This is a genomic window from Mesorhizobium sp. M0410, assembly GCF_040321435.1.
GTDB lineage: Bacteria > Pseudomonadota > Alphaproteobacteria > Rhizobiales > Rhizobiaceae > Mesorhizobium.
The window spans coordinates 217039-231394 of the sequence record NZ_JAMYRN010000010.1; the positions used below are offsets into that span (position 1 = coordinate 217039).

Sequence of the window (14356 nt, forward strand, 5' to 3'; positions counted from 1 at the left end):
GCAGCGTCGAACGGCACTACAGCGCAGCGCATCCTTTCGGACGGCAAACGGCACCGTAGCGCCGTTGATTTAACGCATGATCGTTTCCCAAAATAGAATCCGGTTTGGAGATCATGCGCCGGGCGACAGCTGTTACCCGATAAAGACCCGCTTTGGCTTGAACATGCCTTGCTCGATAGCGCCGATGGCGACCAACTTGCCGCGCGCGGTGGCGCAAGCCTCCTCCGCTTCTACCGGCGCGTCACGGCCGCGAATGATGACCGGATTGCCGAGGCGGATTTTGGTTGCCGCATCATCGCTGATCGCGACCTGCGGCAGGCATTCGAGCGCGGCGGCGGTGTCGACCAGAAGTGCATCGATGGCACCGAAGTCGATCGGGGCGTCCGCTGCTTGCGGCTCGCCCTGCTCGCCGAAGCGGGCGGCTTCCAACTCGGCCAGGGTAACGAAATCTTCCTGCGTGAACGGCTCGACCTCGACCCGCCGCAGCTCGGCGATGTGGCCGAAACAGCCGAGCTCGCGGCCCATGTCGCGCGCCAGCGAGCGGACATAGGTGCCCTTGCCGCATTCGACCTCGAAGATGGTGCGATCGACCATATGCTCGACCAGGTCGAGCCGGCCGATCTCGACCTCGCGTGCCGGAATGTCGACCGTCTCGCCATCGCGGGCAAGGTCATAAGCGCGCTCGCCAGCGATCTTGATCGCCGAAAATTGCGGCGGCGTCTGCATGATGACGCCGGTATATTTCGAAAGCAGCGCCAGCACGTCGGCTTCCGCCGGACGGCGGTCCGAGCTTTTGGTCGCCGGGCCTTCGAGGTCGTCGGTCGAACGCTCCTCGCCCCAGGCAACCGTGAAGCGGTAGACCTTGGCGCCGTCCTGGACGTAAGGCACCGTCTTGGTCGCTTCACCAAGTGCGATCGGCAGCATGCCGGACGCGAGCGGGTCGAGCGTGCCGGCATGGCCGGCCTTCTCCGCCTGGAACAGCCACTTGATCTTGGAGACGGCTTCGGTCGAGCCCATGCCGACCGGCTTGTCCAGTATCAGCCAGCCCGAGATCGGCCGGCCCTTCTTCTTGCCGCGGCGCGCCACTATTCGCTGTCCTTCCGGTCGTCTTTGTCTTTGTCGTCGGCGCTGAGATCGCGCGCCACTTCGGGCGAGTGCAGCAATTCGTTGATCTTCTGGAAATTGTCGTAGCTGGTGTCGAGCCGGAAGCGGAATTCCGGCATGTACTTCATCTGCCGCAGCGCGCCGGAGACGCGGCCGCGGACGAACTTCGCATGCTTGTTGAGCGCTTCGACCACCGCACCGGCATCCTTGGCGCCAAGCGGCGAGACGAAGGCGGTGGCGATCTTCAGATCGGGCGACATGCGCACTTCGGAGACCGAGACCACGGCATTCTCGATCAGCGGATCGAGGATCTCGCCGCGCTGCAAGGTCTCGGACAGCGCATGGCGCACCTGCTCGCCGACGCGCAGCATGCGCTGGGATGGGCCAGCCGATGGTGGTCTTGGCATGAAAATCTCTTCTCTCAGTGCGGGTTCGAACCGCCTCAAACGGTTGACTTAGCGCCGTTGATCCGGCTTGGCTACCCCAAGGAACCTGCACCTCAGCTAATGTAAGGTGCGCGGCACTGAATGCTCTGTCTCCGGGCCGGCCTGTAATGAGACCATGAACGAAACGATCCTGTCGTATTCGGCTTTCAAATCGCTCTCGGACCCAAATGCACTCATCGGAATAAACCAGCCACCCTCTTGCGTCACAAAACCGATGCCGAATTCGGTCAGAGTAACTCGGCTTACGGATTTCCATCCGATGTGGATCTCTGTATCTGCGGCACGCTTTGAGATGCCGGCGACATCCACTCGGATCATGGTGGGTTCAGGCTCGAAATGAGCAACCTCGACTCGCCTCGCCAGAATGGGGCCGAGATTGATCATGATACCCGTGACAATGGTCATCATGCCCACAACTCCCGCGACTCCGGCCAAAGCACCGGAGCCGTCGAGATAGTTTGTGACAAGCACAAGCGGAATGCCAACGAGAAAGCAGTAAAACAACCGTCTCAGGGCGCCGAGACGACTTTCGCTCCGCGCCCTTGAGTAGACCCCTGAAAAATCGGCAGGAGACAGAACAAAGCGGTACTCAAGGCTTCGTTCTTGCTCCATATGCCGACACTACAGCGTCCTGGTCACCATCTCGACGCGGAAGCACTCGATGACGTCACCGACGCGCATGTCCTCGTAGTTTTGGAAGGCCATGCCGCATTCCTGGCCGGCCGGAACTTCCGAAACTTCGTCCTTGAAGCGCTTCAGGGTCTTCAGCGTGCCTTCGTGGATGACGACATTGTCGCGGATCAGGCGCACGCCCGCACCACGCTCGACCTTGCCTTCGGTGACACGGCAGCCGGCGATCTTGCCGACCTTGGTGATGTCGAAGATCTCGAGGATCTCGGCATTGCCGATGAAGGTCTCGCGACGCTCCGGCGAGAGCAGGCCGGAAAGAGCCGCTTTCACATCATCGACCAGATTGTAGATGATCGAATAGTAGCGGATCTCGATGCCTGCCGCAGCCGCGGCCGCGCGGGCCTGCGCATTGGCGCGAACGTTGAAGCCGATGATCGCAGCCCCCGAGGTTTCCGCCAGCGACACGTCGCTTTCGGTAATGCCGCCAGCCCCGGCATGGACGATGCGGGCGCGCACCTCGTCGGTGCCGAGATTGTCGAGCGCCGCGTTGATCGCCTCGATCGAACCCTGCACGTCGCCCTTGATGACCAGCGGGAATTCCTTCAATCCGCTGGTCTGCAATTGCGACATCATCTGTTCAAGCGAGCCGCGCTGGCCGGCATGCCTGGCCACCGCCTTCTCGCGCGCCAGACGCTGGCGATATTCGGTGATCTCGCGGGCTCGGGCCTCGTTGTTGACAACGGCGAAGCGGTCGCCGGCCAGCGGCGTACCTTGCAGACCGAGGACTTCCACCGGCATTGCCGGCGGCGCTTCCTTGACTTGCTCGCCGCGATCGTTGACGAGCGCGCGTACCCGGCCCCATTCGTTGCCGGCGACGAGGATGTCGCCCGGCATCAACGTGCCGGTCTGCACCAGCACCGTAGCGACCGGGCCGCGGCCCTTGTCGAGCTGGGCTTCGATGACCACGCCTTCGGCGGTGCGGTCCGGATTGGCCTTCAGGTCGAGGATTTCGGCCTGCAGCAGGATCGCTTCGAGCAACTTGTCGAGATTGATGCCCTTGGTCGCCGACACCTCGACATCCAACACCTCGCCGCCCATCGATTCGACGAACACCTCGTGGCGCAGCAGTTCCGAGCGCACCTTCTGCGGATCGGCGTCATGCTTGTCGATCTTGTTGATCGCCACGATTATCGGAACGCCGGCCGCCTTGGCGTGATTGATCGATTCGATCGTCTGCGGCATGACACTGTCGTCGGCTGCCACCACGAGGATGGCGATATCGGTCGCCTGGGCGCCGCGGGCACGCATCGCCGTGAAGGCGGCGTGGCCGGGCGTGTCTATGAACGTGATCTTGTGACCGTTCTTCTCGACCTGATAAGCGCCGATATGCTGGGTAATGCCGCCGGCTTCGCCGGACACGACGTTGGCATTGCGGATGGCATCGAGCAACGAGGTCTTGCCGTGATCGACATGGCCCATGATCGTTACCACCGGCGGACGCGGCTGCAGGTCCTCCGGACGATCGGCGATGTTGAACAAGCCCTCTTCGATGTCGGACTCGGCGACGCGGCGGACCGTGTGGCCAAATTCGGTGGCGACCAGTTCGGCCGTGTCGGCGTCGATGACGTCTCCAGGCTTCAGGATCTGGCCCTGCTTCATGAAGAACTTGACCACGTCGACAGCGCGCTCGGACATGCGCTGCGCCAGCTCCTGGATGGTGATGGTTTCGGGCAGGATCACTTCACGCATGACTTTCTCGCGTGGCTCGTTATGCAACGCGCGCTTGAATTTCTCCTGACGACGGCGCATCGACGAGAGCGAGCGGGCGCGCGCATCCTCGTCGGAAAGAGCCGAATTCAGCGTCAGCTTTCCGCGGCGGCGGTCTTCCTCGCCCTTGGTCGGCTTGGCAGGACGTGCCACTTCGGGGGTGACGAGACGGCGCACCGGTGCACCGGCACCGGTCCGCTTCGGCTTGACCTCTTCCTCGTCATCGACTGTCGCCAGTTCGGCGGCGAGCGGCGCACGGCGGCGCGCCTCTTCCTCGGCACGGCGGCGGGATTCGGCCTCGGCTTGCAGCCGTGCCTCTTCCTCGGCCTGACGGCGAGCCGATTCCTCGCGCTCGCGGCGGCGGCGCTCTTCGTCCTCGCTGCGGCGCTTGGCCTCCTCGATGGCGCGCTGGCGATCCTCGACATCGCGGACCTTCGAGCCCTCGAGAGCCCGGCGGCGTGCTTCCATTTCCTGGCGCGACAACTCGTTCAGCACCATGCCGCCGCGTTCGAGCGGCGGCGGAGGCGGCGGCGCCTTGGGAGCTTCCTGCACGGCAGGCACTGCCGCAACCGGCTTCGGCGTGAAAACGGACACAGGCGCTGCCGCCGGCTCCGGCTTGTCGCCAGGCAGCGAGAACTTGCGCTTCTTGGTCTCGACGACCACCGACTTGGTGCGGCCATGCGAGAAGTTCTGGCGCACCGTGCCCTGTTCCATACCGGGGCGCTTCAGCGTCAAGGTCTTCTTCGGCGTAACACTCAGCGTCTTGTCGTCGCCCGATTTCGTATCGCTCATTCCATATCCTCTGCGGCATCATCCTCGTCAGCAACGGCCGCAAGCATTGCCAGATCGTCCGGGGAACCGCCCCGATATCGGTCGAGCGCAACCATGCGCTTCTGGACCGCCCTGCCCGCGTCTCCCGCGAGAACGGCAGCATGTATCACATTTGTACCCCCCAATGCCAAGCTCAACTCGGCCTCGGAGAAAAGTTTGTAAGCGCGGATCGCAGGCCCGCCGAGGTGGACGGTTGCCCGTCGCGCCTGGCTTATCTTGCGGACGCCATCGTCGGAAGCCTCGGTCGCGTGGAGCACGAAAAGTGCAAGTCCGCCGCGCACGGCACTCTCGACCTTGGTCGCTCCGAGCGCTATGGCGCCCGCCTTGCGGGCCAGGCCAAGCATGCCCAGAGCGGACCTGGAAAGCAGCGCGTCGACCATACCGCCAAGATCGGCTGGCACGCTCACCTGCGCCTTAAAAGCACGGGCAAACAGGTTTTTCGCCGCTGCCTTGTCTATATGTAGGCGGTCGGCCGTCACCCAGCAACCGCGGCCGGGCAGGTTTCTCTTGATGTCCGGAACGACGGCCGAATCCGGGCCGACGACGAAACGGATCAGTTCATCCGGTTCGGCTTGCCTGCGGGTGACGATGCAGGTGCGATCGTTCATCTCGTCCAAGGGCGGGTTCGGTGCGATGCGGTTTCACCTCACGCACCGACGGTTTCGTCAGCCGGCACGCCCTCGGCGGCAAGCTCGTCTTCGGTGATCCAGCCAGCCTTCAGGCGAGCCGCCAGGACCATCTGCTCGGCATCGGCGCGTGATACGCCATGGTTGGCGAGCACACCCGGGAATACCTTCGTCTCGCCGTCCTTGCGTTCTTTCCAACCGGTCAGGTCGTCGGCGGCGTAGCCGGCGAAATCCTCGATCGTCTTCACGCCGTCCTCGCCGAGCGTCACCATCATGGCGGTGGTGATGCCGGGAATCTCGCGCAATTCATCCTTGACGCCGAGGGCCTTGCGCTTCTCGTCGTGCTCGGCTTCGATCTTCTCCAGATATTCGCGGGCGCGGGTCTGGATTTCCGAAGCAGTGTCCTCGTCGAAGCCGTCGATCGACGCGATTTCGCCGGAATCGACATACGCGACTTCCTCGACGCTGGTGAAGCCTTCGGAAGCGAGCACCTGGCCGACCATCTCGTCGACGTCGAGGGCTTCCATGAACAGCGACGATCGTTCGACGAATTCCTTCTGGCGGCGTTCGCTTTCTTCCTGCTCGGTCAGGATGTCGATATCCCAGCCGGTGAGCTGCGAGGCAAGACGGACGTTCTGGCCGCGACGGCCAATGGCCAGCGACAGCTGATCATCGGGAACGACGACCTCGATGCGCTCGGCATCCTCGTCGAGCACGACCTTGGCGACTTCCGCCGGCTGCAACGCATTGACAATGAAGGACGCCGCCGAAGGCGACCACGGAATGATGTCGATCTTCTCGCCCTGCAATTCACCGACGACCGCCTGGACGCGGCTGCCGCGCATACCGACGCAGGCACCGACCGGATCGATGGAGCTGTCGCGCGAGATGACAGCGATCTTGGCGCGCGAACCCGGATCGCGGGCGACCGACTTGATCTCGATGATGCCGTCGTAGATTTCCGGCACCTCCATGGTGAACAGCTTCGCCATGAACTGCGGATGGGTGCGCGACAGGAAGATCTGCGGGCCGCGCTGTTCGCGGCGCACGTCATAGACATAGGCGCGGACGCGATCGCCATACTTGTAGTTTTCGCGCGGAATCAGCTCGTCGCGGCGGATGATCGCCTCGCCGCGGCCGAGATCGACGATGACGTTGCCGTATTCGACGCGCTTGACGGTGCCGTTGACGATCTCGCCGATACGGTCCTTGTATTCGTCATATTGCCGGTCGCGCTCGGCCTCGCGCACCTTCTGCACGATGACCTGCTTGGCCGACTGGGCGGCGATACGGCCGAAATCCATCGGCGGCAGCTGTTCGGCGATGAAATCGCCGAGCTGGGCGTCCGGATTTCGCTCGCGCGCCGAGGAAATGGCAATCTGGGTCGCGTAGTCGTCGACCTTCTCGACCACTTCCATCAGCCGCTGCAGCTTCATCTCGCCGGTATTCGGATTGATATCCGCCCGGATATTGGTTTCCTGGCCGTAGCGCGAGCGCGCGGCCTTCTGGATCGCATCGGCCATGGCGGCGATGACGATCGACTTGTCGATCGACTTTTCACGCGCGACCGCATCGGCGATCTGCAGCAGTTCAAGCCTGTTGGCGCTTACAACCATCTTGTTTCTCCCGAGCTTGTCGCCGACCTTACCGCCGGCAGCCCAATCACATTTCCTGTTCGGTTTCGTCTTCCGCACCCGCTGGTGCGTCTTCGGGTTCGCCGCGGCGTTTCCTGGCTTCCTTGCGCGCCCGGTTGTCCTTCGACAGTGCATCGCGGATAAGATCGTCGGTCAGAACCAGCCGCGCTTCGGCAATCGCATCGTAGGGAACACGCACCGTCGGCTCCTCGCCGTAAGCGGCCTTGTCGCGCTCGATCACCACACCGTCCGCGTCGCTTTCGGCGATCTTGCCCTTGAAGCGCTTGCGGTCGGCGACGAGGACAGACGTCTCCATCTTCACCAGATGGCCGGCCCAGGCTGCAAAGTCCGATTTGCGGACCAGCGGCCGGTCGATGCCCGGCGACGACACTTCGAGATGATAAGCCTTCTCGATCGGATCATCGACATCGAGCGCCGGCGACACCGCCCGGCTGACCTCTTCACAATCCTCGACCGTCATGGTGCCGTCCTCGCGCTCGGCCATGATCTGCAGCGTCAGCCCGTTCTGGCCCGACAGGTGCACACGTACCAAGCGAAAGCCAATGGCGCGCAGTACCGGCTGAACGATCAGCGCGATGCGCGCATCGATGCCGCTTTCGCGGATGATGCGGTCGTCGCCTTCGCTCGCCGTCACTGTCATTCGGTCCTGTCGCTCGATCCCTGTTGGTCGGCAGGTAATAAAAAAGAGCGGGACCGGGTGGACCCACTCTTCGTCATACCGACCAAGAATTTGAAGCTGATATAGACGATCATGGTCCTCGTTTCAAGCCCGTCCTGCATGACGGCAAGGCACCGAGTCCGCAGCGCTGCGCCAAATGCATGGCGCCCATGCAGTTATGCCCCTTTGAGCACCGGCCACGCACGACTATCTATGTTGCATTGCACAATTGGAGCGCTCACTGCGCTCGAAAGGGTACGATTATGAACAATCGTGGATTTTTTTCAGCCATAGGCGATGTCTTTAGCGTGTTCGGCAGCGCCGTAGCAGCGTCGCGGGCTGTGGAAAACGGTCGCAAGCCGCGTGCGCATGATCTGCGCAATCTCGGCATGGAGCCGGCAGCCTTCGACAAGATCCGTCGCTTCTGAGCCAAGTGAGCGCCGAGAGCCTTCGGCCGCTCGCCTTTACTCAGCTCTAATTTCCCGCTTATTTCCGCACGAAGGTCAGATAGGCGGGCCGTCGGCCTTCGCGAATGGCCTTGGCCTCATAGCGCGTCCCCGGCCAGCCATCATAGGGCCGATGCCAGTCGGCTGCTTCGTTTGCCTGCCACGTGAAGGCGCCGTGGGCCCGGCAATGCAGCAGCGTCCAGTTCACATAGCTGTCGATGTCGGACGCAAAGTGGAACTTTCCGCCGTGCTTCAGGACGCGCGCGAAGCGGTCGAGATTGACCGGGCTGACGAAGCGCCGCTTCCAGTGCTTCTTCTTCGGCCACGGATCCGGATAGAGGAGGTCAATGCCGTCAAGCGAAGCCTGCGGCAGCCAGTCCAGCAGGCGCGTGGCGTCGTCATCATAGACGCGCAGATTGGCAAGCGGCCGCTCCCGGACCGCCATCATCATCTTGGCCATGCCGTTGACGAAAGGTTCGACGCCGATAAAGCTGGTCGCCTGGCTGGCCGTAGCACGGTGCAGAAGATGTTCGCCGCCGCCAAAACCGATTTCGAGCTGGACAGCGGAAACTCCGGCTTCGAAAAGGCTGCGCAGATCGGCCGGTGGTCCAACCGTCAGATCGAGCTTGTAGGCGGCAAAGCCGCTCTCCAGCGCCGCTGCCTGCTGTGGTCGAATGGTCTTGCCGCGCCGGCGACCGAAAAAGGCCTCGGTCGCACGGCTTGGCCGGTCCTTCGGGTCCATAGGCGCCGCGGTTAGGCGGCGACTGCTTCGGCGACCGGTTCGGCGAGAGCGTCCTTGAGCGCCTTGGCGAGATCGGTCTTCTCCCAGGAGAAGGATCCGTCGCGGCCGGCCTTGCGGCCAAAATGGCCGTAGGACGACGTCTTGGCATAGATGGGCTTGTTGAGATCGAGGTGGCGGCGGATGCCGGACGGCGACAGGTCCATCACGGTGCGCAGTGCACGCTCGAGCTTTGCCTCGTCGACCTTGCCGGTGCCGTGGAGGTCGACGTAGATCGACAGCGGCTGGGCGACACCGATCGCATAGGAAAGCTGGATAGTGCAGCGATCGGCGAGCTTCGCGGCAACCACGTTCTTGGCGAGATAGCGCGCCGCATAGGCGGCCGAGCGGTCGACCTTGGTGGTGTCCTTGCCGGAGAAAGCGCCGCCGCCATGGGGCGCAGCCCCACCGTAGGTGTCGACGATGATCTTGCGGCCGGTCAGGCCGGCGTCGCCGTCGGGCCCGCCGATGACGAACTTGCCGGTCGGGTTGATGTACCAGTTGCAATTGTCGGCGATCTTCAGGTCGCCCAGTGCTTCGCGAATATAGGGCTCGACGACGTTGCGCACCTTCTTCGAATCCCATGTCTCATCGAGATGCTGGGTCGACAGCACGATCTGCGTCACTTCCGCCGCTTTGCCGTCGACATAGCGGACGGTGACCTGGCTCTTGGCATCCGGCCCGAGCCTGCCTGCATCACCGCTGCCTTCATGGCGCGCAGCGGCCAGCAGTTCGAGGATCTTGTGGCTGTAATAGATCGGCGCAGGCATCAGGTCCGGGGTTTCGCGGCAGGCATAGCCAAACATGATGCCCTGGTCGCCGGCTCCCTCCTCACCTTGCCGGTCGGAGGCGTTGTCCACGCCTTGGCCGATATCCGGCGACTGGCCGTGCAGCAGGACCTCGATCTTGGCCGTCTTCCAGTGGAAGCCGGCCTGCTCGTAGCCGATTTCGCGGATTGCCTTGCGGGCGACCGACTTGAACTTGGCCGGGTTGACAATCGGATGGCCGGCCGCATCCTTCAGGACATTGCCCTCCTTGTCCTTCTTGAGCAGCGTCTCGGGGACGCGCACCTCGCCGGCGATGACAACGCGATTGGTTGTCGCAAGCGTCTCGCAGGCAACGCGGACCTTCCACGGGTCCATGCCGGTCTTTCTGGCTTCGCGATAGACGAGATCGACAATCTCGTCGGAGATGCGGTCGCAGACCTTGTCGGGATGGCCCTCGGCAACGGATTCCGAGGTGAAGAAGTAATTGTGCCGCGTCACGGGTGTCCCCTCTTGAAAAAATATCGGCAGGCCGCCGATTTTGGCGCGCCAGTTGTTAACGGTGCCGGGCGCCGGTCGTCAAGCCATGCAGCCGTTCTGGCATGAATTTTGACGTTATTTATCTTTGCATCCCGAGACGGCGGCAGGGCGCACTGCGATCAGCCCTTGCGCCAACAGACTGAGGGAAAACGGCTTCGAGGAAGCGTGTCGAGCAAAATCGATCCGCGCTTTGGCGCATCTGCGGAATGCACATCCCTCGATGCGGGCAAGCGCGAGAAATTGCCTGCCCAGCCACGACGAACTCTACCTCTTTGAACTCTTCGCGAGCCAGTCAATCGACCTCGTCGGTGGAGAGCGACTTCACAAGCTCAATGATCTTACGGCGCACTTTCACGTCGGCGATCTTGACGAAGGCGCGATTCAGCTGGAGCCCTTCCGGGCTGCCGCAGAATTCGACGGCGGAGGTCATCGACGCATCCTCGGCAAATCCACGGTTGCCCACGGGCTCCTGACCGGGCGCATCCTCGAAAAAGAAGGCGACGGGCACGCCGAGTATGGAGGCGATTGCCTGCAAACGGCTGGCGCCAACGCGATTGGTGCCCTTTTCGTACTTTTGGATCTGCTGGAACGTTATGCCGAGGTTTTCGCCCAGTTTTTCCTGGCTCATTCCCAGCATATTGCGGCGAAGCCGGATGCGGCTTCCGACGTGGATGTCGATCGGATTCGGCTTTTTCTTGTTTTCTTCTGTCATTTTGTCCTCGCCGAATTTTTCCGGCTTTTTCTACTTTGCTGCCCAAACGACGCCGCGGCCCGTGCCCCAACAGAACGACCTTATCGACTTCGAAAATTTTCAGGCGCTTACAGTATGAGTTTCTAATGTGTCGGCTGTCAATTCGCCCGTAGCCTTTGCCTTACGTTCAAAATGCATGCCGCTACGGCGAGCAAAAACATGATCAGCATTCCGTTAATGCGTCGTTGGCTGGAGGAAACGATGGCTTGGTTGGAGATCGGCACACGCACATCGATGGCGCCGCGTGCATCGATTGCCAGCGCGTCGACGATGCGACCGTGCGGGTCGACAACGGCCGAAATGCCGTTATTAGCCGCGCGCAACAGGGGCACCCCATTCTCCACCGCCCGGATCTGCGCCTGCCTGAAGTGCTGGTACGGCCCCGGCGTGTCGCCGAACCAAGCGTCATTGGTGACGTTCACAATAAGCGCGGCTGTCGTAGCGTCAACCGCGACGAGATCGGGAAAGATGACCTCATAGCAAATAAACGGCAGCGCCCGCATACCGCCGGGCAGCGCGATCGGGTGCCGCTCATTGCCGGCCGCGAAGGTCATCGGACCGGCAACAAGCTGCTCAAGCCCGAGGCGGCCGAGCAGATCGGCGAAAGGCAGATATTCGCCGAAGGGGACCAGGTGGACCTTGTCCACGGCATCGACGATTTCGCCCCTTTCGTCGATCGCCACGACCGAGTTGTAGTAACGGCTGCGAGCCGCCGAGCCGCCTTCCTCGCGAACGACGCCGGCAAGCAGCATCTGGCCATCGCCAAGCATCTCTCCGATGGCAGGCAAGGCATCCGGACGTTCGGTGAACAGAAACGGCACGGAGGTCTCCGGCCACAGGATCAATTGCGGCCTGTCATGGCCGGGTTCCGGTGCCCTGGCCGAAAGCCCCATCATGGTGGCGAAGATGCGGTCACGCACCGAGGCATCCCATTTTTCCGTGAGATCGACGGCAGGTTGCACGATACGGACGTCGAGGCTATGGGCCGCCGGTTTTTCGGGGGCGGCGAGCCGGATATAGCCGAAGCCGGCATGGGCGGCGACGAGAACGACAAGCAACGCCGCGCCGAGGCGAAGATGCTGGCGCGCCGCAAGCAGCGCCGGCAGCGCGAAGACGAAGACCGCCAGCGCGTTCATGCCGACCATGCCGGTCACCGAGACGCTCTGCATCAGCAAAGGCACCGGCATCGCCGCATAGCCGACGGCATTCCACGGAAAGCCGGTGAACAGGAAGCCGCGCAGCCATTCCGCCAGCGCAAAGCCGAAGGCGAGCGCGGCGATGCGGCCGATGTCGTTGCTCCACAACAGCCGGGCAACCACGGCAGCGAAACCGTAAAAGAAGGCCAGCGCGAGGGGGATGCCGACCACCGCGAACGGCAAGGCCCAGGCAAAGCTGTCGGCCTCGACCAGAAGCGCCGAGCCGACCCACCAGAGACCGGCAAGAAAGTAGCCGAAACCGAACCACCAGCCGACGGCGAAAGCCGGCCGCAAGCGCCGCAGAAAACCGTCCGAGGCTTCGCCGGTCGCGCCATCGAGAAGCCACACCAGCAGTGGGAACGAAACGAAGCAGACGGCGAAGAAATCGTAAGGCGCCTGGGCAAGAACCGCCAGCGCCCCGGCAAGAAACGCCACCAGCGCGCGCCGCCAGCCCCAAAGCAGAATTATCCGGCCGGCCTGGCGCTCCATCAATGCTTCCGAGTCGTGCGAATCAGGACGCAAGATTTATCAGGCCGCGGGCTTGCCTCCAAACAAACCCTAAGCCTGCTCGGTGCGCACGGCGCGGCGCCGCCGCTCGCCCTTCAAGGTCTCGACGATGCGCACGCGCTTGACGCGGCGCGGATCGGCGTCGAGCACATGGAACTCGAAGCCGGGTATGGCCTGCACCACTTCGCCGCGCGCCGGCACCCGGCCAAGCGTATTGAAGATCATGCCGCCGATCGTGTCGACATATTCGCCGTGCTCGCCGGCGGCGAAATCCTCGCCGATCATCTTGGCGACGTCGTCGATCTCGGCCTTGCCGTCGACGATGAAGACGCCTTCGCCGGCCTGGGTGATCATCGGCTCGTCCTCGTCATGCTCGTCCTCGATGTCGCCGACTACCATCTCGACGATGTCCTCGAGCGAGACGAGGCCGTCGGTGCCGCCATATTCGTCGATGACCAGCGCCATCTGGGTGCGCGTCGTCTGCATTCGCCCCATCAGGTCGGAGGCGAGCATCGACGGCGGCACGAACAGCACCGGTCGGATCAGGTTGAGATCGCCGATGGTGCGCGCCAGATCGACCTGGGCGAGATCGAGAACCGTCGCGACCGGGGTTTTCCTGGTCGTCCTGCCCTTTCTGACGCGGGCGACCTTGGTGATATGCGCCAGCACGTCGCGGATATGAACCATGCCGCGCGGGTCGTCGAGCGTCTCCGAATAAACTGGCATGCGGGAGTGGCCGGACTGTTCGAACAGCCCCAGAAGATCGCCGAGCTTCGTCGTGATCTCGACCGCCTCGATGTCGGCGCGCGGCACCATGACGTCCTCGACCCGCACTTCGCGCAGGCGCAGGATGTTGTTGAGCATGGCGCGTTCGCCGGGCGAGAAGGATTCTGCATCGCTCGCCGTTTCGGCAAGCGCACCGGCAATCTCCTCGCGCAGGCTGGTGCCGTTGCGGTGCCTGAAAAGCCCGAGCACGCGATCGAACAGGGAAGGACCGGCAGGCGATGCCTCGCTGGCGAAGCTGCCGGTCGTGGTACTCGGACTCGAGCCCTCTTCCGTCGTTTCGGAAGGCTTGATCACACTGCCGGCGTCGGAGCGGGCGGCAGTCTCTGGTTTGTCGTTCATCATCGTCCGGTCAATTGGTCTTTTGTAATTACGTGTAGGGATCGGGAATGGCAAGCCTCGCAAGTGCTGCGCGCTCTGTCGCTTCCATCAGATCCGCTTCGGCATCCGTTTCGTGATCATAGCCCAGCAAATGCAGCAGGCCATGGATGACGAGATGGGAGATATGGTCCTCGACGGGCTTGTCTTCCAGTGCCGCCTCGCGCGCGACAGTCTCGGCGGCCAGCACGATGTCGCCGAGCATCGGCGGCAGAGGCCCGCCCCTGGTAAAGGGAAAAGCCGGAAAAGACAGGACGTTGGTGGGCTTGTCCTTGCCGCGCCAGCCGGCATTGAGCGTACGGATATGGGCATCGTCGGAGAAGACGATGCTGAGCTCGGAACGGCCGTCCGCACCGGTTTCGACAAAGGCGGCCGATACGGCGTGGTCGACCAGCCGCGTCAGCGTCGTCTCGTCGGGCCAGTCGCCCGCCTCTATGGCGATATCGATCTCGACGGGAAGCGGCCCTCCCGCCTTTTGCTCCTCAGCCATGCGGCC

14 protein-coding genes are annotated in these 14356 nt (G+C 62.9%); 1 reads left to right on the top strand and 13 read right to left on the bottom strand.

Annotated elements, in window-relative coordinates; genetic code table 11:
- Positions 1-132: 132 nt before the first annotated feature.
- From truB to rimP, 7 genes are all read right to left on the bottom strand, one after another.
- Complete coding sequence (truB, locus tag NKI63_RS17440) at positions 133-1086, bottom strand: tRNA pseudouridine(55) synthase TruB (protein WP_352506143.1); 954 nt, start codon at positions 1084-1086, stop codon at positions 133-135.
- The gene (gene rbfA, locus NKI63_RS17445; RefSeq protein ID WP_254816270.1) at positions 1086-1511 is read right to left on the bottom strand and encodes a 30S ribosome-binding factor RbfA; all 426 of its coding nucleotides are present in this window, start codon (positions 1509-1511) and stop codon (positions 1086-1088) included. The genes truB and rbfA overlap by 1 nt, the downstream gene beginning before the upstream one ends.
- Before the next feature lie 96 nt (positions 1512-1607).
- The gene (locus NKI63_RS17450; protein WP_352506142.1) at positions 1608-1958 is read right to left on the bottom strand and encodes a hypothetical protein; all 351 of its coding nucleotides are present in this window, start codon (positions 1956-1958) and stop codon (positions 1608-1610) included.
- Between the two features lie 213 nt (positions 1959-2171).
- Complete coding sequence (gene infB, locus NKI63_RS17455; protein WP_352506141.1) at positions 2172-4739, bottom strand: translation initiation factor IF-2; 2568 nt, start codon at positions 4737-4739, stop codon at positions 2172-2174.
- Entirely contained in the window at positions 4736-5386 is a 651-nt protein-coding gene (locus tag NKI63_RS17460) for an RNA-binding protein (RefSeq protein WP_352644408.1), read from the bottom strand. Before NKI63_RS17460 ends, infB begins: the two co-directional genes overlap by 4 nt.
- Positions 5387-5424: 38 nt before the next feature.
- Positions 5425-7020: a transcription termination factor NusA gene (nusA, locus tag NKI63_RS17465; RefSeq protein WP_023719563.1), complete on the bottom strand. Its 1596-nt coding sequence runs from the start codon at positions 7018-7020 to the stop codon at positions 5425-5427.
- 46 nt (positions 7021-7066) lie between these two features.
- Positions 7067-7699 (bottom strand): ribosome maturation factor RimP, encoded by a 633-nt coding sequence (gene rimP, locus NKI63_RS17470; protein WP_254816265.1) that lies wholly within the window; start codon positions 7697-7699, stop codon positions 7067-7069.
- Between the two features lie 281 nt (positions 7700-7980).
- On the opposite strand from rimP, the gene NKI63_RS17475 reads away from it, so the two are divergent.
- On the top strand, positions 7981-8145 hold the full coding sequence (locus tag NKI63_RS17475) for a hypothetical protein (protein WP_254816264.1): 165 nt from the start codon (positions 7981-7983) through the stop codon (positions 8143-8145).
- Between the two features lie 58 nt (positions 8146-8203).
- On the opposite strand, the gene trmB is transcribed toward NKI63_RS17475, so the two are convergent.
- The 6 genes from trmB to ybeY all read right to left on the bottom strand — a co-directional run bounded on the left by trmB (position 8204) and on the right by ybeY (position 14350).
- A complete protein-coding gene (trmB, locus tag NKI63_RS17480) occupies positions 8204-8905 on the bottom strand; it encodes a tRNA (guanine(46)-N(7))-methyltransferase TrmB (protein ID WP_352506139.1) in 702 nt (233 codons plus the stop codon).
- 11 nt (positions 8906-8916) lie between these two features.
- Positions 8917-10206 carry a methionine adenosyltransferase gene (metK, locus tag NKI63_RS17485; protein WP_023719567.1) on the bottom strand — a complete coding sequence of 430 codons (1290 nt, stop codon included), beginning with the start codon at positions 10204-10206 and terminating at the stop codon, positions 8917-8919.
- A 331-nt stretch (positions 10207-10537) separates the two neighbouring features.
- Positions 10538-10957 (bottom strand): helix-turn-helix domain-containing protein, encoded by a 420-nt coding sequence (locus NKI63_RS17490; RefSeq protein ID WP_023676895.1) that lies wholly within the window; start codon positions 10955-10957, stop codon positions 10538-10540.
- A 137-nt stretch (positions 10958-11094) separates the two neighbouring features.
- On the bottom strand, positions 11095-12681 hold the full coding sequence (gene lnt, locus NKI63_RS17495; protein WP_352506138.1) for an apolipoprotein N-acyltransferase: 1587 nt from the start codon (positions 12679-12681) through the stop codon (positions 11095-11097).
- Positions 12682-12750: 69 nt separating this feature from the next.
- On the bottom strand, positions 12751-13824 hold the full coding sequence (locus NKI63_RS17500) for a hemolysin family protein (RefSeq protein WP_352448597.1): 1074 nt from the start codon (positions 13822-13824) through the stop codon (positions 12751-12753).
- A 28-nt stretch (positions 13825-13852) separates the two neighbouring features.
- A complete protein-coding gene (gene ybeY / locus NKI63_RS17505) occupies positions 13853-14350 on the bottom strand; it encodes an rRNA maturation RNase YbeY (RefSeq protein WP_352506137.1) in 498 nt (165 codons plus the stop codon).
- Positions 14351-14356 lie beyond the last annotated feature (6 nt).